General features: G+C 60.8%; 17 protein-coding genes. 4 read left to right on the forward strand and 13 right to left on the reverse strand.

Going from position 1 to position 22,025, the window contains the following annotated elements; genetic code table 11:
* Positions 1-6 precede the first annotated feature (6 nt).
* Together FJW03_RS15590 and FJW03_RS15595 are read right to left on the reverse strand one after the other, a co-directional pair.
* The gene (locus tag FJW03_RS15590; RefSeq protein ID WP_140764060.1) at positions 7-1,410 is read right to left on the reverse strand and encodes a hypothetical protein; all 1,404 of its coding nucleotides are present in this window, start codon (positions 1,408-1,410) and stop codon (positions 7-9) included.
* A gap of 50 nt (positions 1,411-1,460) precedes the next feature.
* Positions 1,461-1,985: a GNAT family N-acetyltransferase gene (locus FJW03_RS15595; RefSeq protein ID WP_140764063.1), complete on the reverse strand. Its 525-nt coding sequence runs from the start codon at positions 1,983-1,985 to the stop codon at positions 1,461-1,463.
* Positions 1,986-2,290: 305 nt separating this feature from the next.
* On the opposite strand from FJW03_RS15595, the gene FJW03_RS15600 reads away from it, so the two are divergent.
* Positions 2,291-3,706: an adenylate/guanylate cyclase domain-containing protein gene (locus FJW03_RS15600; RefSeq protein ID WP_140610402.1), complete on the forward strand. Its 1,416-nt coding sequence runs from the start codon at positions 2,291-2,293 to the stop codon at positions 3,704-3,706.
* Positions 3,707-3,727: 21 nt separating this feature from the next.
* On the opposite strand, the gene FJW03_RS15605 is transcribed toward FJW03_RS15600, so the two are convergent.
* The 8 genes from FJW03_RS15605 to FJW03_RS15640 all read right to left on the reverse strand — a co-directional run bounded on the left by FJW03_RS15605 (position 3,728) and on the right by FJW03_RS15640 (position 14,787).
* A complete protein-coding gene (locus FJW03_RS15605; protein ID WP_140610401.1) occupies positions 3,728-4,207 on the reverse strand; it encodes a class I SAM-dependent methyltransferase in 480 nt (159 codons plus the stop codon).
* A 212-nt stretch (positions 4,208-4,419) separates the two neighbouring features.
* Entirely contained in the window at positions 4,420-5,601 is a 1,182-nt protein-coding gene (locus FJW03_RS15610) for an ABC transporter permease (RefSeq protein ID WP_140693745.1), read from the reverse strand.
* On the reverse strand, positions 5,598-6,596 hold the full coding sequence (locus FJW03_RS15615; RefSeq protein ID WP_140610399.1) for an ABC transporter permease: 999 nt from the start codon (positions 6,594-6,596) through the stop codon (positions 5,598-5,600). Before FJW03_RS15615 ends, FJW03_RS15610 begins: the two co-directional genes overlap by 4 nt.
* Positions 6,597-6,598: 2 nt before the next feature.
* The gene (locus tag FJW03_RS15620) at positions 6,599-8,467 is read right to left on the reverse strand and encodes an ABC transporter substrate-binding protein (protein WP_413466384.1); all 1,869 of its coding nucleotides are present in this window, start codon (positions 8,465-8,467) and stop codon (positions 6,599-6,601) included.
* 26 nt (positions 8,468-8,493) lie between these two features.
* Positions 8,494-10,389 (reverse strand): ABC transporter ATP-binding protein, encoded by a 1,896-nt coding sequence (locus tag FJW03_RS15625; protein ID WP_140764066.1) that lies wholly within the window; start codon positions 10,387-10,389, stop codon positions 8,494-8,496.
* Positions 10,390-10,546: 157 nt separating this feature from the next.
* The gene (locus FJW03_RS15630) at positions 10,547-11,887 is read right to left on the reverse strand and encodes an adenylate/guanylate cyclase domain-containing protein (protein ID WP_140610396.1); all 1,341 of its coding nucleotides are present in this window, start codon (positions 11,885-11,887) and stop codon (positions 10,547-10,549) included.
* A gap of 262 nt (positions 11,888-12,149) precedes the next feature.
* Positions 12,150-13,493: a nucleotide sugar dehydrogenase gene (locus tag FJW03_RS15635; protein WP_140764069.1), complete on the reverse strand. Its 1,344-nt coding sequence runs from the start codon at positions 13,491-13,493 to the stop codon at positions 12,150-12,152.
* 133 nt (positions 13,494-13,626) lie between these two features.
* The gene (locus tag FJW03_RS15640; RefSeq protein WP_140764256.1) at positions 13,627-14,787 is read right to left on the reverse strand and encodes a DUF3095 domain-containing protein; all 1,161 of its coding nucleotides are present in this window, start codon (positions 14,785-14,787) and stop codon (positions 13,627-13,629) included.
* Between the two features lie 92 nt (positions 14,788-14,879).
* Between FJW03_RS15640 and FJW03_RS15645 the strand changes: the two genes are divergently transcribed.
* Both FJW03_RS15645 and FJW03_RS15650 read left to right on the forward strand, forming a co-directional pair.
* Positions 14,880-15,968, forward strand: a complete 1,089-nt coding sequence (locus FJW03_RS15645; protein WP_140610394.1) for a glycosyltransferase family 4 protein — start codon at positions 14,880-14,882, stop codon at positions 15,966-15,968.
* Positions 15,965-16,729 (forward strand): polysaccharide deacetylase family protein, encoded by a 765-nt coding sequence (locus FJW03_RS15650; protein WP_140764072.1) that lies wholly within the window; start codon positions 15,965-15,967, stop codon positions 16,727-16,729. Before FJW03_RS15645 ends, FJW03_RS15650 begins: the two co-directional genes overlap by 4 nt.
* A gap of 1 nt (position 16,730) precedes the next feature.
* On the opposite strand, the gene FJW03_RS15655 is transcribed toward FJW03_RS15650, so the two are convergent.
* The 3 genes from FJW03_RS15655 to FJW03_RS15665 all read right to left on the reverse strand — a co-directional run bounded on the left by FJW03_RS15655 (position 16,731) and on the right by FJW03_RS15665 (position 21,008).
* Positions 16,731-17,585 (reverse strand): MBL fold metallo-hydrolase, encoded by an 855-nt coding sequence (locus FJW03_RS15655; RefSeq protein ID WP_140610392.1) that lies wholly within the window; start codon positions 17,583-17,585, stop codon positions 16,731-16,733.
* A 75-nt stretch (positions 17,586-17,660) separates the two neighbouring features.
* Positions 17,661-18,110 (reverse strand): cyclic nucleotide-binding domain-containing protein, encoded by a 450-nt coding sequence (locus FJW03_RS15660; RefSeq protein WP_140610391.1) that lies wholly within the window; start codon positions 18,108-18,110, stop codon positions 17,661-17,663.
* Positions 18,111-18,293: 183 nt separating this feature from the next.
* Positions 18,294-21,008, reverse strand: coding sequence for an ABC transporter transmembrane domain-containing protein (locus FJW03_RS15665; protein WP_140764075.1), 2,715 nt, complete (start codon positions 21,006-21,008; stop codon positions 18,294-18,296).
* Positions 21,009-21,275: 267 nt separating this feature from the next.
* Here FJW03_RS15665 and FJW03_RS15670 point away from each other — a divergent pair, with 267 nt between their 5' ends.
* Complete coding sequence (locus tag FJW03_RS15670; RefSeq protein ID WP_413466386.1) at positions 21,276-21,950, forward strand: class I SAM-dependent methyltransferase; 675 nt, start codon at positions 21,276-21,278, stop codon at positions 21,948-21,950.
* Positions 21,951-22,025 lie beyond the last annotated feature (75 nt).

Genomic DNA, 22,025 nt, shown 5'->3' on the forward strand with positions numbered 1-22,025 from the left:
GCGAGGTCAGGTCCGGATGAGGCCTTGAGGCTCAGGTATCACTGCCCGGCCGACCTTGCGCCATCGGGGGTTTTCGCGAACCAGTTTGAGGTCGTCGGTCGTCTCGGCGAATGTCCGCAAACGGTATTGCCGGAGCAGGTCCGGGAAGAGCGCCCCTTCCGGCAGGCCGGCAAGCTGCTCGCGGACCGAGATCTTTTCATCGATGACCCCCATGCCCCAGGCATTTTCCCGAACCTGCAGTTCCGCAGCCAGATCGCGCTCTTCCGGCGCGTTTTCATCCAGCACGGCCATCAGGATCGAGTGGAAAAGCGCGACATAACCAATCTGTCTCAGGCCGCCCACAACCCGCACGCGCGGCAATATGGCAAGGACGAGAAACATCAGGAACAAGTTCGGCAGCAGCACGCCGTCCAGCAGCGCCTGCCTGAGATGCGGCCGCTCGAACGGGATGCAAAGACCATGCGGCCGTTCAGGCTCGATCAGGTGCCCGTTATCGAGGACGAGCTTGCGCACGCGCTCCTCGCGGATGCCCCAGAAATAGTCCGTCGCATTGGGCAGGAATCTGCCAAATGCGCTCGATGCGGCCTCTTGCAAGGCATGTTCGAGACGCTGGCGTCTCGCGGGCTCGATGAGCAGCCTGGAAAGAAGGTTGCCGTCGGATTCCAGATGCCGCGCCATGGCAGCGCCGGCGAGCCGATCGTCGATGAAAACCGGCAGGGCCATGCCGGAACGGTCCCAATTGGCGAACAGATCCTCGTTGAGGGCTGTCAGCGCATCGGCGGCGGTTCCAAACACCTTGTCCTGACTGGCAAGCAGTGTGCCCAGCCAGCGGCTGACATCCGTTTCATCGCCCACTGCTTCGAGCCCGCGCGTGTTGAGGGAGACGGGACCGGCCACGCAGGTGCTTTTGCGGCACAGTTTGTGGCGCCCCATGCCAAACAGGTTGACCTTGTCGTCGCCGATATCGAGCCATCCCGGCCCCTCCCGGCCAATCGTCTCCATGGTCATCGTCGTTCCCATGAAGCCGACAAAGGCGGACAGTCCGTTTTCGACCGCGCCGAGCCAGGCAAGCAGCAGGGCATCGAAGGTGATCCGGTCCATCAGAAGCAGGCAGTGCAGGCCGGACTGAATCACCGGTCTGTGCTCGAACTCGTCGAGGACTTTGCCGATCTCCTCAGGTTGCATGACCGCACCGAGGCGCTGATGCAGGACTTCACGCAGGATCGAGCGGGCAGCGATCGCCGGGCCGGATGCAGGCCTTGTCACCGGCCGCCACAGATGGCGGGCATAGTCGGAAACCGGTGCATTCCAGTTCTGCTCGATGTCACGCACGACTTCCGGGCAGAGCAGCGACAGCACAGCCAGAATTTCCGCCGGAGGCGTAGGGGTTCGGTCAAAGGCGGCGGTCATTGGTCCCGTCTAGCCGCTTGTGGTGCAAACGCCAAGGGAAACAGCGAGGCCTAGAACCGCAGCCGGGCCATGCTCAGGAGGTCGTGGTACTGCCCGTCGGTAAAACCGGCCTTCACATGCCGACCTTCGACCTCGAAGCCGTGGCTTGTGTAGAGGCGGATGGCCGGTTCGTTGTCGGCATAAACCGCCAATTCGACCCGCTTCAGGGCCCTCCAGTTGTCGGCCACGTCAAGCAGCGCGCCAAGTATGGCGGAGCCGATGCCCTTGCCGACAAAGGCATCGTCGAGGCCGATATTGATCTCGCCGATATGCGAACGGCGCGGCGAACCCTGCACGACCAAGCTGCCATGGCCGACGACCTTGCCGTCCAACTCCGCAACGATCCAGGTGGTTTCCTGGCCGGACTTGGCGATGCGCCGCTCTACCTGCTCCACCCTCTCGAAGGGCATCCTGAACGTGCCCCAGCGGAAGCCCGGCATGCTGAAGATGGCGCAAAGCGCCTCCGCATCGCTTGGCCGGACGGATCGGAGCAGCGGCTCGATTTTCTCGGAGGATGGCGAGGTCGTGCTGGTCATGGCGTTCCGGCAAAGGCAATCGGCCCGCCACGATGTACCGGACTTCACCTGAAAATCCAGCCGTCTCTGCAATCCATGATGCCGATTGCGTGCCAAGATACCGTTAAGTGGCGTAGAGTTTGAAGACGCCACTGATGCAGCGTGGTGCCGCATGTGGCCGGTGAAATCCGCCGCACGGAATTGAACTGTCACCAGGCTTATCTATTCGAATGGCGGTACGGTCCGTTTCGAAGTAAAATGGAGCACTCGGACCAAAGGGCGGTTCGGTCAACACGCCTTGGGGCGCATTTTCCGGAGCCTGCACCATGAACGAAGCTCAGGATCTGTTTTCGCTTCTGCGGCAATCGACCGATGTCGATCCGAGGGCAATCGACGCGATTGAGCGAACCATCGCCGAGGCAGGAGACCGCGAGCTTTGCCGCATCAATGCGCCAGCCTTCGCCAGCAAGCATGGCCTCGACGAGGAGCGCGCCATAAGCGCCTTCCTGCATGCGGCGCGGGTGGGCATCTTCGACATTTCCTGGAACGTCCTGTGCCCCGGCTGCGGCGGCGTGCTCGACACCAACGCCACGCTGAAGACCCTGCAGAAGGACGAATACACCTGCACGCTGTGCTCCGAGGGATATTCGCCGACGCTCGACGAGATGGTCGAGGTGACATTCACCGTCAGTCCCCGCATACGCAGGATTGCCGCCCACAATCCACACGAGCTGCCGTTGATGGAATATTTCCGCCAGATCTACTGGGCGTCCGGCGTCGATCTGCCGGATGAGGATTTCGCGAAAAAGATGGAAGAGATCTCACTGGAGGATATCGAGCTTGCGCCCGGTGAAAAGGCGGTTCTGCCGGTACAGCTGCCGCCCGAATTCGTCATCGTCTTCGAGCCGGTCACCCATTCAGTGCAGTTCATCGACGGGAAGGGTGAACCAACAAAGGAGCGCCGCAGCCTTTCTTTGGTCTTCGACCGCGATCATGTCCAGAGCCAGACGCTGGAGATGCAACCCGGCCCGTTGCGCATTTCGCTGGAAAACAGGACCGACACCCGCGTGCTGCCGACGGTCTTCATCGCCGGCAAGGCATTGCATGATTTGCTCGGCAAACGCCGACCCTTCCTCACCGCCAAGCGCCTGCTCACCAACCAGACGTTCCGCGATCTCTACCGCGCGGACACGCTCGACATCGACCAGCGCCTGAAGATCACCAGCCTGACCTTCCTGTTCACCGACCTGCGCGGATCGACCGCGCTTTACGAGCGGGTGGGCGATCTTTCGGCCTTCGATCTCGTGCGCGAGCATTTCCAGGTTCTGCACGAGATCGTCGCGGCCGAGGCAGGCGCGGTGGTGAAGACGATCGGTGATGCGGTGATGGCGACCTTCGCGACGCCTGATCGTGCGATTGCCGCGGCCCTCAGGATTCGCGAAGCCATGCGTGGGCTCAACGAAAAGAGCGGGCGCGAGGACCTGCTGCTCAAGATCGGAGTCCATGCCGGCCCCTGCATCGCCGTGTCCATGAACGAGCGACAGGACTATTTCGGCCAGACGGTCAACATAGCCTCGCGGGTGCAGAACCTTGCCAATGCACAGGCGATCTTCGCCACTCGTGCGGTGGTCGACGACACTCTCACCGCCGATCTGTTGCACAGGAACGCGCTGACGCCCGTGCCCCACGAGGTCTCGCTGCGCGGCATTGAGCGGGAAATAGCGATATATACGATCCCCTGAGGGCTTGGGTCGCCTCGGTCCTTACACGCGCCTGCAGATAAAATAGCGATCGGCCGGCACCGAAGGCGGCGGCATGAGGCGTTGCAACAGCGGGTGATCGAGCGGCGTGCCGCTGACCGCGATGCCGCCGACGCGAAGCAGGCGCGCTGTCAGATCGGGAAGCCAGGTAGCGGTCACCGCATCGCGATCTTGATAGCCGGTGCCGATGTCGGCATGGACAAGAGCGGCGTCGATGCCAATGAACCTGCCCGCCGTCTCACGTATTTCGCCGAGCACGAGGTTTTCAGCTTCGGGAATTGAACTTGAGTGCGCGGCTAGCGCGCGGTCGAACGCCACGATCCGGCGTCCGGGCAGGCGCTCGCGCAGGTGGTGGTACGTCCGGCCATTGCCCAGGCCGAGTTCGAGCACTGGACCCTCTATCTTCGCCACCTCCGCGCAGACTTGATCGAGAATATCGCGCTGTGCGGTCATCCTGCGGATGAAACTCTCGAGGCGACTCATATGCGTTCGTGTGTCCTAACCAGCTCAAAAGATCGGCAATGCCCGCGACCGGAACGGTTCGCGGGTGAAACCCGGGCGCGACGGATTTAAATCCGGATCGAGCCTCGCCGCATATAGAGCCGAACGATGAACACCGCAATGAACCGAACAGGGGCTGCCTACAAGGATCATACCGGTGGGGTGGCGGCACGGCGCGCGGCGGAATAGCGATGTCACTTGTAAGGGTCCGCGGCGTCCCGCAAGCCGTCGCCGAGGAAGTTGAACGCCAGGATGACGAGAATGACGGGGAGCATTGGCAAAAGCAGCCATGGATAGAACGCAATCACATTGACGCTGCGCGCCTCGGTCAGCAGGATGCCCCAGCTGGTTGTCGGCGCCCTCAGGCCGAGCCCGAGGAAGCTCAGCGCCGTCTCGCCCAGGATCATTCCGGGGATGGAGATCGTCGCCGTCGCGATCAGATGCGACATGAAGCCGGGAATGAGGTGCCGCCGGATAATGCGGCTGCTGCTGGCGCCCATCAACTGCGCGGCCAGAACGTAATCCTCCTCACGCAAGGCTAGAAGCTTTGAACGCACGGCCCGCGCCAGTCCGGTCCAGTGGAGCAGCCCGAGGATGACGGTGATGCCGAAATAGATCAGGATCGGACTCCAGGTTATCGGCATGATCGCCGCCAGAGCCAGCCATAGCGGAATGCTGGGGATCGATTGCAGAACTTCGATTATCCGTTGCACGATCAGGTCGAAGATGCCGCCGTGATAGCCGGCCAGTCCTCCGATGACTATGCCGAGCAGGAAGCTGAAACTGATGCCGACGAGGCCGATTGTCAGTGAAATGCGCGCGCCATAGATGATGCGCGAGAACACATCGCGGCCCAGCCTGTCAGTGCCGGCCAGAAAGAGTTGGCCGTTTTCGGCAGGGCAAACAAAATGCCTGTCACCTTCGATCATGCCCCAGAACCGGTAACTGTCGCCCTTGCAGAAGAAACGGATCCGCTGAACATCATCCTGTTTGTCGACGTAGTTCCGCTTGAGCGTGTCCATGTCCAGCATCATCTGGCGGCCGTAGACGAACGGCCCGATGAACTGGCCGTTGTGGAACAGGTGCACCCGCTGCGGCGGCGAATAGATATAGTCCATGTTGCGCGTGTGCAGATTGTAGGGCGCCAGGAACTCGCAGATCAGTATGCTGAGATAAAGCGCCGCCAGGAATATGCCTGACATAAGGGCAAGCCGGTGCCGTCGGAATTTCCACCACATCAGCCGCAACTGCGACGCCTGAAAGACCTTCGACTGCTCCGGCGTCATCGCCTCGACCGACTGCAGGTCAAAGGGCTCTATGGAAACGTAGTGTTGCAGAGGGGCACCCGGAGCAGGCAGCGGGGATTGCGTGTTCATTTGGTGCTGCCGCCCTGCAAACGAATTCGTGGATCGAGCAGCGCCAGCGCCAGGTCGGAAATCAAAACGCCGATGACCGTCAGGAAGGCGAGGAACATCAGGAACGATCCTGCCAGATACATGTCCTGGCTTTGCAGCGCCTTGATCAGCATCGGCCCGGTCGTTTCCAAAGACAGCACGATCGCCGTGATTTCGGCACCGGAGATGATGGCCGGCAGGATTGAGCCGATGTCTGAAATGAAGAAATTGAGCGCCATGCGCAGCGGATATTTGACCAGCGCCTTGAAGGGATGAAGGCCTTTGGCGCGCGCGGTCACGACATATTGCTTGTGTAGTTCATCGAGCAGATTGGCGCGTAGCCGCCGGATCATGCTGGCCGTGCCCCCGGTGCCGATGATCAAGACCGGAATCCAGAGATGGGCGAGGATCGACTTCGCCTTGGCCCAGCTCATGGGCTCGCCGAGATATTGCTGGTCCATGAGATGGCCGATGGACGTGCCGAACCAGATGTTGGCGAAATACATCAGGATCAGCGCCAACATGAAGTTCGGAATGGCAAGGCCGAGAAGGCCGAAGAACGTCAGGCCGTAGTCGCCCCAGCTGTATTGATGGGTGGCGGAGTACATGCCGATCGGAAAGGCGATGAGCCAGGTGAAGATGATCGTGACGAACGAGACCAGCACGGTGAGCCACATTCGGTCCCCGACGACGTCGCGAACCGGCAGCTCATATTCGAAGGAATAACCGAAATCGCCATGCAGCATCCCGCCTACCCAGTAGAAGTAGCGAACGATCGGCGGCTTGTCGAAACCATATTCCTTCCGCATCATATCGATGCGGTCGGAATCCACCGCTTCGCCTTGAGCCTTAAGCTCGGCAACGTAGCTGTCGAAATAGTCGCCCGGGGGGAGTTCGATGATCGTGAACACCAGCGCCGATATGACAAGCAGCGTTGGAACCATTACGGCGATGCGCCAGACAATATATCGAAGCACGCTCAGGACTCTCCAAGCCAGAATGCATCCGGCATGTAGACACCGAAATATGCTGTCGGGTCGTAGCCGTAGAGCGCCTTGTCAGGCAGATTGCGCAGCCGCGAGGACGCCAGAATCGGCTGAGACGTTCCGTTCACCGTGCCGATCGAAAACACCTGGTCAGTGTAGATCGACAGCATCGAATTCCAGATTTCGGCGCGTTCCGTGGCTTCGGTCGATGCGTTCCAGCGCTTCAGCAGAGCCATCAAGTCGACCACAGCTGGAAGATCGGGCGCTTCACCGAGCGTGCCGTGAGACAAGTAGTGGGCCCCCCAGAGCGGCCATTGCAACTGGTCGTCGGTGGTGGGGGCCAACTGGTAAGGGTTCATGTCGGCGGTCGGCACGCCATTGTCGATGCCCGACCATATCGACATCATGATCTGGCCGCCAAGCGCGCGGCTGCGGAATATGTCGCGCTGCGAAGTCCGGATGAACAGGGCGATGCCGATCTTGCGCCAGTGATCGGTGATGAGCTCGAGCGCGTCGGTTTCCAGCGTACTTTCGCCGGCCGTTTCCACTATGATCTGCGCCGGGCGTCCGTCGGGAAGTATCCGCAGGCCGTCATCGTCATGCGTCTGAAGCCCGACCTCGTCGAGCAGGGCATTGGCCAGGTCAGGATCATGGGCGACCCAGGCCTTCGCGAATTCCGGCCGGTAGAGCGGGCTTTCCGGCAAGACCGTATCGGCACTCTCCTGCGCCAATCCGTAGAACACGGCCATATTGATCTCGCGCCTGTCCACGGCGAGCGAAAGTGCGCGGCGCACGCGCACGTCACGAAGAAGGCCGCGCCACACTTGGTCGGAACAATTCAGATTGGGCAGCAGCGCCAGCCGCGAGCCCTGTGTGCGTTTCCAGAGATGCATCTTCACCGGGTAGCGCTTCTCCGCATCCCTCAGGAAGGCATAATCGGTGAAGTCAATTCCCATGCATTGCAGGTCGCTCTCGCCCGCACCAGTCTTGGCTGAAATAATCTCCGACGAACTGACATTCATGACAATCCTGTCAACATAGGGCAGTTGTCGGCCATTCTCATCCATTCGATGGAAGAACGGATTTCGCTCGAAGACGAACTGCTCAGCCGGCGGCTTCGTCCGGTTCTGCCAGGGATCGAGCGTCGGCAGTTCCGGGTTCTCCGGGCGATATTGCCGCGACATCCGGATATGCAGGAGCGTCCATTTCTTGGCCCGGTTCTCCTTCATCAGGCCGGCTAGCCGGAATGGATCCTGGTATTTTCTGTGGAACTGCTTGAGATAGGCGGCCGGCAGGACAAGCGATAGCGGCGAAGCAGCGGCGAGCTTGGGCAGGAAATCGGGATTGGGAGCGTCCCAACTATAGCGGACCGTTAACGGATCGACGATCTCGAAGCGTGGCGGCTTGCCGTCGGCCATCAGGGCCGGGGGGAGCCCGCCTTGCGAAAGCTCTTTGTTCAGCCAGACATCTTCCCAGCAATAGCGAAAATCCTCCGGCGTCAGCAGGCTGCCGTCAGACCATTTATGTCCTTCCCGTATCTTGAAAGTGAAGACGCGACCATTCGATACGTTGAAACTTTCGAGAATGTCGGCTTGCAGTTCAAGCTTTTCGTCATAGCCGACCAAGCGAGCATATCCATAGATCGTCATCAGCCGGATGTCTTTCTGGCTACCGATGATCGTGCGCAGCGTGCCGCCATACTGGCCGGGCTGCCGGCCCATCGCGGCGAGATTCAGCGCGCGCGGGCTCTTGGGCAAGCGTTCGGCAAGTGCCGGCAGCGCCTTGGCCTTCAGCTGGGGCTGAAGAAATTCCGGCTCCAGATCGCCGGCGCGCGACGTGCTCGGCAGAAACGCCGAAGCCATGAGTCCAAGGACGGTGCGCCGGCTGATCAATGGCGCAGCTCGCTGACATCGGCCGAACGACGGGCCAGCACGAGATGGCCGCCGCCAAGATCGAGCGGCCACAGCGTATTCTCCTCGCCCTCGTCGCGGAATTGCGGTCCCCAAGCGCTGGTGTCGGACGCGCCGCCGAGCTTCAGCGTCTTGAAATCCATCGGCCTGTCGAGATCGGGGAAAGGCACCGCGGCGACCAGTGAGCGCGTGTAGGGGTGGACCGGTTTCCTGAGCAGGATTTCGCGCGGCGCAAGCTCGACGATACGCCCGCCGCACATCACCGCGATGCGGTCCGCCATGTAGTCCACCACCGCCAGGTTGTGGGATATGAACAGATAGGTCAGGCCCAGTTCCTTCTGCAGGTCCTTCAGAAGGTTCAGGATCTGCGCCTGGACAGAGACATCGAGCGCCGAAACCGGCTCGTCGCAGATCAGGAGTTCAGGCCCCAGCGCCAACGCGCGCGCGATGCCGATACGCTGACGCTGCCCGCCGGAGAAACTGTGCGGATAGCGCTTGATGAAGCGCGGATCGAGCCCGATTGCCTGCATCAGGCTCTTGACCGTGGCGAGTCGGGACGCGGCATTGCCACGTTGATGGATTTCCAGCGGCTCGCTCAAAATGTTCTCCACCGTCATGCGGGGTGAAAGCGACGAAACCGGGTCCTGGAAGATCATCTGGATTTTCGCGCGCAGTGTGCGCAACGCGTCCTCCTCTGCCTTTAAGACGTCGATCGGCCCATCGCGGCCGTTGAAGGTCACAGAGCCGCCGCTGGGGGTGACGGCCCGCATGAGAATCTTGCTGACGGTGGTTTTGCCGGAGCCGCTTTCGCCGACCAGACCCAAGCACTCTCCCCGCCTGATATCGAAGCTCACACCGTCCACGGCGCGAACAGAGGTTTGATGATCCCCGCCGAACCATCCGGACTTGCGGATGGTGAAGACCTTTTTCAGGTCCCTCACCGACAATAGGATGTCGTCCGGCCCTTTCGATGCCGGCGCCGGCTGCTTGCCGAGCAGGTTCCCGACATTCACCGGCACCTCGCGAAGCGCCTTCAGTCTTTCGCCGGGCTTCAGGTCAAAATGCGGAACGGCTGCCATCAGACCCTTCAGGTAAGGATGACCCGGGCGGCGGAATATCGCCTCGACAGGTCCCGCTTCCATGATCTCGCCATGGTACATGACCACCACCTCGTCGGCGACATTGGCGACCACGCCGAGGTCGTGCGTGATCAGCAGCATCGCCATGTTCAGCTTGGTCTGAAGCCCGCGCAGCAATTGCAGGATTTGCGCTTGGATGGTGACGTCCAGCGCGGTCGTCGGCTCATCGGCGATCAACAGGGCGGGCCTGCAGATAAGAGCCATGGCGATCATGGCGCGTTGACGCAATCCTCCTGAAAGTTCAAAGGGATACATGTCGTAGGCGCGCTTGGGATTGGGAAAGCCGACAAGGCTGAGCATTTCCTCGGTCCGCGCCTTGCGCTCCGCCCGAGCTAGAGGCGTATGAATTTGCAGGGATTCGCTGACCTGGTTGCCGATCGTGTGCAGCGGCGACAGCGATGTCATCGGCTCCTGAAAGATCTTGCCGATACGGCTGCCTCTCAACGCCCGGATTTCGGGTCCATCACGCGACATCTGCAGGATATCCTGCGTCGTGCCCGGCTTTTCAGGATCGGAAAACAGGATACGGCCGCGAACATGGGCAGTGTTCGGCAAAATGCCCATCACTGCCTGGCTGAGAACCGATTTTCCGGAACCTGACTCGCCCACAAGCGCGGTAACCCTGCCGGGCAGGACACGAAGATTCGCGCGCCTGACGGCACGCAACGGCCCACCGATAATGGCAAAAGAGATGCCAACATCTTCGATCCGCAGCAGATCAACACCCGAATTCATGCGCACCAGGCCCACTCTGGCGGCCTGCCGGGCGGCAGGGCCAGTAAACGAGACTATCGCATTGCCAGCCTAGAGCAACTTGGATTCGAAACGATCGCCAGTTCCCTGGCGGAACCGTGACCGGACTGCATGCCAAAGCGTTCGGATCAGAGTGCGGCTACTGGATCTTCCTGGTGTCACCCGTCGACACCCGCGCGGCATCGCGATGAAGCAGCATGACCTGCTCGGCGTCCGACATTCGGTCGTAAATCGTCTCCAGCGCACCGTCCTCATCGAGCGCAAGAGCACCCGACAGATCGGGGGCAAGCACCGTCAGCTTATGCTTGATGCCCGGCAGCTGCTCCTTGCCGAGCGTCAACCAACTGTTGGCGCCGCAGTAGCCGGCGAAGTCTTCGCTGGCGAGAACGCTGTGCGGATATTTCTTGGTCAGGGTCTGGAGGCGCTGGACCTCGTTTACAGCCGAGCCGAAGACAGAGAATGTGAGCCGGTCGGTAAGCCCGACATTGCCGAACATCACATTACCGATATGCAGGCCGATACCAAACTGTATGTCGCTCAACCCTCGCTCCTTTCTGCGCAGATTGAGATCCATCATGCGCGCGGAGGCCTTGTGCGCGGCCGCAAGAGCGGCTTGGCAGGCGACCTCGGACTGCGAGCGGTGTCTTTCGCAAGGGTAGACGGCAATGAAGCCGTCACCTATGAAACTCATGATCTGCCCACCTCTGCGATTGAAAGGTGCAGCAACGGCGTCGAAAAATTGGTTCAGAGTATCAATATAGATTTCGCGGCCCGAGGTTTCGGCAAGCCTAGACGACCCACGCATATCGGCCATCACCAGTGCGGCCCGGATTGTATCGCCCTCGCCTCGCCTGATCTGACCGTCAAGCACGCGCCTGCCGGCGTCGCCGCCGAGATAAGTGGTCATCATGTTGTCGGCGAGCTTGGTGAGCACCGCCATCTTGGTTGCGATCGCGAGATGGCTCTGGATGCGCAGCAGCGCCGAAATCATGCTGTCGCTGAAGCCCGCGGCACTGTCGGTGGACCAAGACCCCAGCATGCCCTGACTGGCGTTGCCGCTGAAGGGATGGACGAAAGCCATGTAATCGGTGATGCCCATAAGCCTGAGTTCATCGAAAACAGGAAACTCCGACGGCACCGAAGGGTCGAGCCGACGTCGCAGATGCTCGAGCTTATTGCTGAGCAGATAATAGTATGGGCTGGTCAGAAATCTGTCGGACGGCGCGCCGGCCTTGTTGCGAAAGCCTTCCACTTCCATGCCCTGGCCGCGAAGCCAGGTGAAGCCAAGCGCGTCATAAAGCGGATGAAGCATCGAAAAGCTCAAATGCACCCGCTTCAACGGCAGGCCGGCAGCAGCCAGCCGTTCGCAAAAGCCTTTTATCAACGTTTCCAGGTCGTTGCCCGCCAGCGCCGACTGGGTCAGCCAATCGGCAACCTTATCCATGAGAATAGTGGAGATTTCTGCTTGTGCTGTGCTCATGCTATCTCGAAACCTGTCGAAAACGAACCCATTATGCTTTGATCCGCCATATCACAGTCTGCCCACGAGCCAAAGATAAGACCCGGAAGTCAACAGGGCCGACTACAGCGGCAAAAGCGGTGAGAATTTCCCGGATGACTGTCCTTGTGGCCAGGAGCAGGCGTAACTGCACCTATATCCTGCGGCATATGTGGCGAAGCTGCCGGCGGAGTGCAATCACGATCCCGACATCGGGGCAAAAAATTCGCCGGCTAAGACGCCCTCAGGCTTTCACCACCGTCTCTCGGGCCAGCTCGAGGCGGCCAAAAACATTGCGTGTGTCGACGATCAGAAGGGCATGATCAGCGATCGTCCGATAGTCGATCGCGTCGTGGTCGGTTGCGATGACGACAGCATCGAAATCCTTCAAGGCCGCCTCTGTCAATTCGACCGAGCGGCGCCCCTTGATCGCCATATGCTCCCGTGTGGTCGGGATCTCGGTAACATGCGGGTCGTGGAATTCCGCCTTGCCGCCCCACTCCTCGATGATTTCAATGAGCCGCAATGAGGGACTTTCGCGGATGTCAGGCACATTCTTCTTATAGGCGAGCCCGATGATGAGAATGCGGGAGCGGCTGAGCGCCTTGCCGCAGCGCCGGTCCAGCGCCTTCGCCAGTTCATCGACCACATGACGCGGCATGGCCGTGTTGATCTCTGCCGCCAGCTCGATGAAGCGGGTCGGCAGTTCGTACTCGCGCGCCTTCCACGTCAGGTAGAACGGATCGATCGGAACGCAGTGCCCGCCAAGTCCGGGGCCAGGATAGAAAGGCATGTAGCCGAAGGGCTTGCTCTTTGCCGCCTCGATCACCTCCCAAATGTCGATGCCCATCGCGCCGAGCACGACTTTCAGCTCGTTGACGAGAGCTATGTTGACCGAGCGGAAGATGTTTTCCGTCAGCTTGACCGCCTCGGCGGTCGCCGTGGTGGAAACCGGAACGACGGTCTTGACCACGCTTTGGTAGAAAGCCTGCACGAGCGTCGCCGCTTCCATGCCGTCGCCCGCCACGACCTTGGGGATCGTCGCGACTTCAAAGCTGCGATTGCCGGGATCCTCGCGTTCGGGCGAGAAGCCGAGGAAGAAGTCTGCCTTCGACTGCAAGCCGGTTTCTTCCAGTATGGGCTTGATCACGTCGTCGGTGGTGCCGGGATAGGTGGTCGATTCCAGCACGATCATCTGGCCGAGACGCAGATGTTTCGCGATCGTGCCTGCCGTGTTCCTGACAAAAGAGAGATCCGGCTCTCGGTGTTTCGTCAGCGGTGTCGGAACGCAGATGATGATGACATCGCAGACGGCCAGTTCGGCAAAATCCGCAGTGGCGCGGAACCGTCCGCTCGCCACCTGGCTGGCAAGGGCTGTCGACGTCACCGCCTCGATGTAGGATCGGCCGTTGTTCAGGCTCTCGACCTTTTGGGCTTCGATGTCGAAACCGGAAACCGGGAAGCCGGCGCGTGCGACCGCTACCGCCAGCGGCAAGCCGACATAGCCCAGTCCGATTACGCCGACTTGCGCGGCGCGCGTCGAAATCCGGTTCAGAAGTCGGTCATATATCGATCGTGAGGCGTCCAAAAATCTGCTTTCCCGTCAATTCGGACAGGCTGTCCGTTCCTATCGAGAGGCTCACTTGGTCCCGAGAACCTCACTTCGTCCTAAGAACAATGGCCGAGGCATATTGCGGAAGATCGATTTCCGCAAGCCGTCATCAAACCAGCACCTTCGCCTTCAGGCTTGCGGCAGCCATCGCATAGCCGCCGGCCGCGCCATCGATGAAATGAAGGTGATCGCGCTGCAGCGGCGAAGCGACGAGGCATGTCATCAAGGCCGATTTCTGGCGGTGCAGGCCATAGTTGCAGATGCCCGCCTCTTCCGCCTGTTTCAGCCGGTTCTCGATCCGTTGCGACACATCCGCGTCAATATCGACCGTCATCTTCAAGCCGTCGTCGAACTTCCGGAAATCCGAATTGCTGGCCACGTCGCGTTTGTAGATCTTCGGATCGAAACTGCCGATCGTCCAGCCATATCGATCGCTGACCGCCGTGAGCGTCATCAAGAACAATATCCACAGCTTCGATAGCCACCGCCGTCCTGCCGGCGTCATCGCCCGGGCCTCGATATCGAGACCGGCGGGCGGAAAACTGTAACTCGGCCCGTTCGGCGGCACCGGGTGGCCATCGCGTTCCTGCCTGCCGGTAAGGGCGATGATGTCGGAGGCCAGAAGCTGAAAACCGCGCAAGTCGCGCGACGGCCCCGGTACAGCTATGATCGAGACGATTTCGCCATGCCGGGCTTCGATCGGGTTCCAGCGGCAGGAGAGGCCGGTCAGATCAGGCCGAGCGCCGGCCGGCGCGGGATCGATGCGGTAGCGCCCTGCTTTCATCTCGGTTTCCGCCCAACTGCCGCCACCGCCGGCGAACATGGCATAGAAGACCGCTTCGGAGGCCTGGAACCTCGCCACGCGAACGTCGAGGCCTTGCGCTCTTATATCCCTTATCGGCACGATTGCGGCACGCAAGGTGAGGTCCAGTTCGTCCGCCACCCATCTCTGAACAGCCGCCAGCGCGTTGCGGGTGATCTCCAGCGCCGAGCCGGGAAACGCCACGAGCGCGCCGTCGCCGCCGAAGACGAAGGGAAGGTCTTGCCGACCCAGCGCATTGAGCAGCGCCGAAATGACGCTGGCGCCGGCCATATTAACGGTTTTATAGCGCCCAGCCTCGATCGCCTTGGTCGAGCCGACGATGTCGGCGGTGGCCAGAGCCCAGCCATCGGGGAGAGGCCGATAATTGTCGGTATAGGCAGCGCTTTCGAACTTCGCGAAGACCGGCAGAGAAGCGACAAACGGGTCGGACGCGGCAGCTGTTTCCATGAGCATCAGATAGCACATTCCACTGCTTGAAGGTGAAGTGGATCGTGCTTCGAAATTGACTTGCGCCGGCTTTCCGATGATAGGGTCCGGCGATGCGAATTGCCTTCCACGCGCCGCTGAAGTCACCCAATCATCCCGTTGCATCCGGCGACCGCCAGATGGCACGGGCGCTGGTCAAGGCGCTGGAGCATGGAGGGCATACCGTCGAACTGGCATCCGAATTACGCTTCTATCTACGCGAACCGGAGCCGAAAAGTTTCGATGCGTTCAAGATCGAGGCCCGAGAGGAAGCCGTGCGGCTGACAAAGCTTTGGGATCGTGACGGCAGGCCCGATCTCTGGTTCTCCTATCATCCCTATTACAAGGCGCCCGACCTGATCGGGCCCGAGCTGGCGTCGACCCTTGCTGTCCCTTATGTGACAGCGGAAGCTTCCTATTCGAGGCGGCGCAACGCCGGTTTGTGGGCCGACACGCAAGCGTTGGTGGCGCGAGCCGTCGAACAGGCGGCGCTGAACATCTGCTTCACGCAAAGGGACCGTCAGGGACTGGCAGATGCGATACCCGGCGCCGCGCTCGGCATGCTTTCGCCCTTCATCGACACATCGGTATTCCGGGAAGCGCCGGCACGGGGTTGTCCGACGCGCCTCGTCACCGTCGCCATGATGCGCCCGGGCGACAAAGTCGAAAGCTATCGCATGCTGGCGCAAGCGCTCGGTTCGATTGGCCACCTGCCCTGGACGCTATCGGTCGTCGGGGACGGGCCTGCCCGTGAAGAGGTCAAAGCGCAATTCGCCGGCTTGCCCGTCGACCGTATCGAATGGCTTGGCGCGATTGAGCCCGCCGCCGTGCCGGATGTCCTCTACAGTGGGGGAATTTACGTCTGGCCGGGTTTCGGCGAGGCCTATGGCGTTGCCTATCTTGAAGCACAGGCCGCCGGCCTTCCGGTGGTGGCTCAGGACATCGCCGGCGTGCCGGAGGTCGTACGGGATGGCCAGGCCGGATTTCTCATCCCGCCGGGCGATGTGAAGGCGTTCGCTTCCGCCATTGAAAGGCTCCTGACCCGCAACGACGAAAGAACCATCATGGCCACGGAAGCCAGGCGTTTCATCCTCGAAGAGCGCTCCCTCGGTGCCGCGGCGGCGCGTCTGGCCGAACTTCTTGCGGGGATCCCGGTTTCATGATGTCCGATTCGATCTGGGACCCCTTGGTGGAAGAACTGGCGTCCCGGCAACGGGCGGACCGTAAGGTAGAGTTGTGGCTGCGCGACGATGACGCCGTGGATCCGACGCCCGCGCTTGATCGGCTGCTCGACCTCACCGGTGAATTCGCGGTTCCGGTCACCCTGGCCGTCATTCCGGCCCTGACCGACGGGAAGCTTGTCGGCCGGCTTGACAAGACGCCGCATGCCACGGTCGCCATCCATGGCTGGGCGCACCGAAATCATGCGCCCGAGAATCAGAAAAAGCAGGAGCTCGGCCCACATCGGCCACGCGGGGTGGTGCTCGATGATCTGGCTCGCGGGCTGTCGCGCGTAACCGGCCTGCATGGCGCGCGTGCCGTTCCGATGCTGGTGCCACCCTGGAACAGGATCGACGCCGGCTTGATATCCGACCTTGGATCGATAGGATTTGCGGCATTGTCGGTCTATGGGCCGCCGAAGCCGGCTTCGCTGGCGGTCGTCAACAGCAATGTCGACATCATGGATTGGCATGGCACGCGCGGTTGCCGCGATCATGGCCTATTGGTTCAGGCTATCGTCGCGCAATTGCAGCATGCATTCGACGGCGGCGAACCGGTCGGCCTGCTTACCCACCATCTCGCCCATGATGAATCGGCCTGGCTTTTCCTCGAACGGCTGTTCGCAGTCACCGCACAGGCCGAGGCCTGTGCATGGCTTCCGATCAGCACATTGATCGGGCGCGGCCCCGGCAAAGGAAAATAGCTCAGCTTCCGTTGTGCGATAAGACTGGAAATTCAAGCGTCTGGCCATCCCGCGCAGCAAAGGCGCCGGCAAACCTGTCCTTGGCCAGTTTCTCCATCTCGTCCAGTTCCTCGTCGGTGCGTGACGGATCGTGATGAAACAACGCAAGCCCCCGCGCACCGGCCGCCTCGCAGAGCTTGACGCCCTGTTGCCATGTCGAGTGCCCGTTGCCGCGGCGGCGTTCCATTTCCTCCTCGGTGTAAGTGCAATCGTAAATGACGAGGTCGGCATTTTCGATCAGGTCGAGCACCGCCTGGTCGAGTTTGTCCGGCTGATGCTCGGTGTCCGTGATCATCGCCACGACGCGGCCGCCCCATTCGACCCGGTAGCCTATGCAGCCGCCCGGGTGGGTGAGACTGCCGGTCCGCACCACCACCCCTTCGCGCGGCCTAAGCACGTCTCCGGATACGAAATCGCGGCAGTCGAGGCTTGCCTTGCAGATATCGAGCTTCACCGGAAACCACGGCGGCCGTATGAACGCATCGACCATCTGCCGGGTCGTCATGCGTCCTGCGAGATGTCCGGACCAAAGCGTAATCTTGACGCTCGGGTCGTATATCGGCTTGAAAGCCGGCAGCCCGATGATGTGATCGTAGTGGCAATGGGTGAAGAACAGGTCGAAATCGGTCACGCCCGACGCCCGAAGTACCCCGCCGGCAGGCCGCAGGCCGGAGCCCGCGTCGAACAGAAGCGTATGCTTGCCGCATCGCATCTCAACGCAGATCGTATTGCCGCCATAGCGAGAGAATTCTGGCCCCGATACCGCAATGCTGCCGCGCACACCCCAAAACCTGACCAGGAAAACGTCGTCGTCCATGCTACCCCTTCGCAGTCCAGTCGCAGATGGCAGCCAGTACCGTCTCGATGGCCAGGATTAAGCGCACGTCACTCGTTACTTGGCGCTTCGTGCGTCGATCAGATCCGCGGTCGTATGGCTTAGGCGATCGGCAAGAACCCGCAATATCTCGATGGTCATTTCCGGGTACTCCTTCATAAGCCTCAGGAAATGATCCTTGCGGATTCTTAGGACCTCCAGCGGACTCGCGGCTCTGACGGTGGCAGTGCGAGAACTGTTGCACAATATGGCGATCTCGCCAACAATCGAATTTGGCACCATTTCGGCAACCTTTATCGGCCCGCTGTCGGAATCGACCAGAATATCCGCCCGGCCTGAAAGGATGACATAGGCGGCGTCCCCTTCATCGCCCTGCCGGAAAAGGATCTGGCCGGCGCCGTAGCTGACGCGGTCGGATGTGAACGCAAGCAGCTTGAGCTTTGTCGGCTCTATGCCGGAGAACAAGGGGACGCGTTGCAGCATCCCAACCTCATCCTTGAGCAGCATCGTCGCAACCTTCCCAAATTCACGTCTGCGAGACTAGATCAACCGGCACCCAGATGGAATCAATTCTGTTTCCGCATTGCGAAACCAACCCTGCGGAGGTGGCGTGCCCGACAGGCCAGAACCTAAATCCCTTGACCTTGCGGCAAGTTCCCACCGGCGGAACGATATGAATGTGCAAATGCTCTATGACAGCAGCTCCTTGAAAATACCGTTCCCTGCCAAAAGTGTCTCGTGAGTTCCGTCTTCCACCAAACGACCCGAGTCGAACACGACGACGCGATCGAACATCGTTGCCATTGCCGGATTCGTCACGACGCACACGATTGCCGGCGAACGGCCGTCGCGTCTGGCTTCCTCGATCACGTTTCGCAGCACCTTGTCCTGCACACGCTGGTCGAGCGCCGACAGCGGCCGGTTGAGAATAAGATAATCGGGACGCTTGAGCAGGGCCCGGGCAACGTCGAGCTTTTGTCGCTGGCCACTGGTCAGACGCCTGCCGCCGGAGCCGACGTTGAAGTCCAGGCCGACATTCAAAAGTTCGGCATAAAGTCCCAGTTCGTCAAGAATGTCATAGACGATGGAGCGTATGCGGTCCGGCGCGTCGGGATGATTGTTGCCCACACGGCCGAACAGGACATTGTCCATGACGGTAGCCGCGGCAATGTATTTGGCAGGATCGTACCGTTCGACCGCATTTTGCAACTCGGGCGGCAGGTTTTCATAGAACAGGTTGCGCGCGGCGACGATCTTGCTCATCAGCTCGTCGCTCAGCAGGCCGAAGCGGTGCCGGGGCTCGATATAGGCAAAGCTCAGTGTGACGATCATGGCGCGGTCGGCCTCCGAAACCGTCTCATAGGGACGGTTCTTGAGCCGTTGCAGCAAGGTTTCGTAGGCGGGTATCTCTTCGGCGCTCATGAAGGCGAGCTGCTGGAAGAATTGGTGATCGGGCGGCAGGTCGGCAAACAGTTCGATCGCCTGCTCGGCGATCTCCATGCCCATTTCGTAGAGTGTGCGGTCGAGGCCGGCTTGCCTCAGCACGGAAGCGAAATACGGATTGGCCGCAAGAGCCCGGTCGGCCAGTTCGGGGCCGGCGGCGGCGCCGAAGAGCAGGTTTTGACCGATCGTTGCTTCCTTGTTGTAGGCGCCCGGTTCGAAAGGAACCACCAGGCCGCTCAGGCCTTCGCGTTCCAGCCGGGTTCGCAACGTCGCACGCAGTTCCACGATCCGCCCGGCAAACCCCTTGTGACGCGTGAGGTCGGCCGAAGAGCGCAAGCCAAGATCCAGAATGTCGCGCGACAGAACAACCGCGTCGAGCACCCGGCGCACGGGTTCAAAGAGGTCGTGCGGGCCGGCGGCGCCGGCGGAAGCATAGTCGATCCAGTCGCTGTGGATATCGATATCCGGATTGCCCGACCGGCGCGCTTCCTCGACATCCCAGCGGCGCTGGTCGGCCGCGGTACCGTCATAGGTCACCGATGTCAGCGGCGCATGCTTCAACCCGTAGAGCAGGTTGTCGCGGAGGCTTGCCTGGAACAGAAAAACATCCGACGAGGCATAGGACATGCGCCTGCCGGTCACCGCTTCGGGGAGTTCAAGCAGGTCGTCGGCGCCCGAAGCGACCCTTCCGCCGTCCGGCCAGTCCAGCCGCGCAAAGGCTTCTGCCAGCGCCTCCGCCCCACCCGTTGCGGTACTGACCAGCGCCACCGTCTCACCCGGGTTGATCTGGAGCGAGATACGGTCGAGGAGCATTGCACCGCCATCGTCCGCCATGGACAGACTGACCGCCGACAGCGGGCTGGTCATCGGAGGTGGATCTTCGATCGTCAATGCCTCGATTCTCGGCGCAATGACACCCTCGACGGTGAACTGTTCAACGACCTGCTGATACTTGACCTGGACATCCTGCCGGTCCTGATCCCAGTCGATCAGTTCCTTCATCGGTCCGGGCAGGTCCTTGTAGGCGCTGATCACCGCCACGAGCTGGCCGACATCCAGCCGCCCCTCGATCACCAGATATCCGCCGATCATGTAGAACAGAAAGGGCGTGAACTGCGCGAGAATATTGTTGAGGAACTTCACCATGAATTTCCATTGGTAAAGATCGAAGCGTATCTTGAAGATAAGCCCAAGCCGGGCAGCGATGTCGGCGCGCTCGTAGTTTGATGTGTCGTGGATATGAACCGCGCCGATGCCGTCGACGATTTCGCCTACCCGGCCCGAAAGCGCACGCGCCGTCAGCTGTCGCCGGCGCCCGAGCACGATCAGCCGCCGCCGCATTCGCGGGATGAGCACTATCTGGATCACCACGATCACGACCGCTATCATTCCGAGCCAGGCGTTCTGGACCATGATGAACAGCATGGCCGTCAGTGCCTGGCCGCCCAGCAGTACCGGCTGCAGGAAGGCGTCGCCGATGAAGCCGCCCAGCGGCTCCACCTCGTCCTTCACCATGGTCGCCACTTCGGCGGATTTCACCCGCTTGAAGTAACGCGGCGGAAACCGCAGCACGAGATCGACCAGATCGAAGCGGATACGCCGCAGCATGCGTTCGCCGAGGCGGCCCTTGTAGGTGTTGATGTAAAGTTTGAACAGGCCGTTGATGATGACCAGAAGGAGGAACACGAGGCTCAGGGCAAACAGCGTCTCCTTGCGGTCGAGCTGAAAACCGGAGAAGAACTGAACGTCGCCAATGAACGGCAGGTTATAATGTAGCCTCATGAATGACCGTGTCGCGCCCGGTTGCTCGAAGCCGCGACCTTGGATCGGGCCGTTGACGATCAGCTTCGGCAAGTCAAAGGACATGAAATACGGGATCATCGAAAGCAGGACGATGATCAATATCCAGACCTGCTGCTTCTTGGTGTGCGTCCAGATATAGCGGGCTAGGCTGGGTTCCATATGCGACTGTGGGCCTTCAGTTGGACGGACGGATGTAAAAGCACCTGTTGGCGAGCGGCGTTATCGGCGATGTCTTTGCCGCCAAGCGAGGCCCGGGGATTGTCCTGCCGCCGGCGGACGCCGATGGTCCGAACAGATGCAACAGGCTCTCTCCGGCACCGGCCAAGGGCGAAGCGGCTTGCGGCACAGTCACGTCCGCGAACCAAACAGCATTACTGGAGGCAAGATTGCGTTGTGTCGCCCCAAATCCCAACATAGAAGACAACTATGATGGATGTCACGCAACCACGCAATGCCGGCATGGACGGGCACGAGCAGGCCCTGGACCTCACGCGGGGGATTGCCGCCTATGTCAACCACCCTCTCGTGGCAGGGCTGGCGCGCGTCATCACCAAGCATCCGAACGCCGATATCGCCAACGCCTTCAACCACAAGCAGGTCGCCTGCAAGATGTGGGCGCTCGACAGGCTATTCGAAAGCTGCGGTGGCCGGTTTGGGCGCGTATGGGTCGTGGGTGGATGGTACGGCATACTGCCGGCAATGCTTTTCAACGACGCCCGTTTCGACATCGCGGCGGTCGATAGCATCGACATCGATTCCGAAGTGGCCTCGGTCGCCCGGACCCTCAACCGGGATGCCGGCGACCGTTTCCAGGCGTTGACGGCGGATATGTACGCCCTCGACTATGCGGCCGGGCGCTCCGACCTGATCGTCAATACGAGTTGCGAACACATAGCCGACCTGCGCGCCTGGCTTGATCTGCTTCCGCGGGGCACGAATGTGCTGCTGCAATCCAACGACTATTTCAGTGAGCCTACGCACATCAACTGCGTGGCTTCACTTGCAGCCTTCGAAGCAATGGCAGCACTGCGGGAGATCAGGTTCTCGGGCGAACTACCGACAAAAAATTATACGCGCTTCATGCTGATTGGAACGGTTTAAATGCATTTCGCCCAAAAGTGCGTGGCGGTTTTGGGACGACCCGCATAAAAACAAGCACTTGAGGCACGTCGCACG

The organism is Mesorhizobium sp. B4-1-4 (assembly GCF_006439395.2).
Classification (GTDB): domain Bacteria; phylum Pseudomonadota; class Alphaproteobacteria; order Rhizobiales; family Rhizobiaceae; genus Mesorhizobium.

Coding starts and splice junctions, on each gene's coding strand:
- FJW03_RS15590 (WP_140764060.1), bottom strand. CDS start 1,410: ATGACCGCCGCCTTTGACCGAACCCCTACGCCTCCGGCGGAAATTCTG.
- FJW03_RS15655 (WP_140610392.1), bottom strand. CDS start 17,585: ATGGACGACGACGTTTTCCTGGTCAGGTTTTGGGGTGTGCGCGGCAGC.
- FJW03_RS15600 (WP_140610402.1), top strand. CDS start 2,291: ATGAACGAAGCTCAGGATCTGTTTTCGCTTCTGCGGCAATCGACCGAT.
- FJW03_RS15645 (WP_140610394.1), top strand. CDS start 14,880: ATGCGAATTGCCTTCCACGCGCCGCTGAAGTCACCCAATCATCCCGTT.
- FJW03_RS15625 (WP_140764066.1), bottom strand. CDS start 10,389: ATGAATTCGGGTGTTGATCTGCTGCGGATCGAAGATGTTGGCATCTCT.
- FJW03_RS15640 (WP_140764256.1), bottom strand. CDS start 14,787: ATGGAAACAGCTGCCGCGTCCGACCCGTTTGTCGCTTCTCTGCCGGTC.
- FJW03_RS15630 (WP_140610396.1), bottom strand. CDS start 11,887: ATGAGCACAGCACAAGCAGAAATCTCCACTATTCTCATGGATAAGGTT.
- FJW03_RS15610 (WP_140693745.1), bottom strand. CDS start 5,601: ATGAACACGCAATCCCCGCTGCCTGCTCCGGGTGCCCCTCTGCAACAC.
- FJW03_RS15665 (WP_140764075.1), bottom strand. CDS start 21,008: ATGGAACCCAGCCTAGCCCGCTATATCTGGACGCACACCAAGAAGCAG.
- FJW03_RS15670 (WP_413466386.1), top strand. CDS start 21,276: ATGATGGATGTCACGCAACCACGCAATGCCGGCATGGACGGGCACGAG.
- FJW03_RS15660 (WP_140610391.1), bottom strand. CDS start 18,110: ATGCTGCTCAAGGATGAGGTTGGGATGCTGCAACGCGTCCCCTTGTTC.
- FJW03_RS15595 (WP_140764063.1), bottom strand. CDS start 1,985: ATGACCAGCACGACCTCGCCATCCTCCGAGAAAATCGAGCCGCTGCTC.
- FJW03_RS15620 (WP_413466384.1), bottom strand. CDS start 8,467: ATGGCTTCGGCGTTTCTGCCGAGCACGTCGCGCGCCGGCGATCTGGAG.
- FJW03_RS15650 (WP_140764072.1), top strand. CDS start 15,965: ATGATGTCCGATTCGATCTGGGACCCCTTGGTGGAAGAACTGGCGTCC.
- FJW03_RS15605 (WP_140610401.1), bottom strand. CDS start 4,207: ATGAGTCGCCTCGAGAGTTTCATCCGCAGGATGACCGCACAGCGCGAT.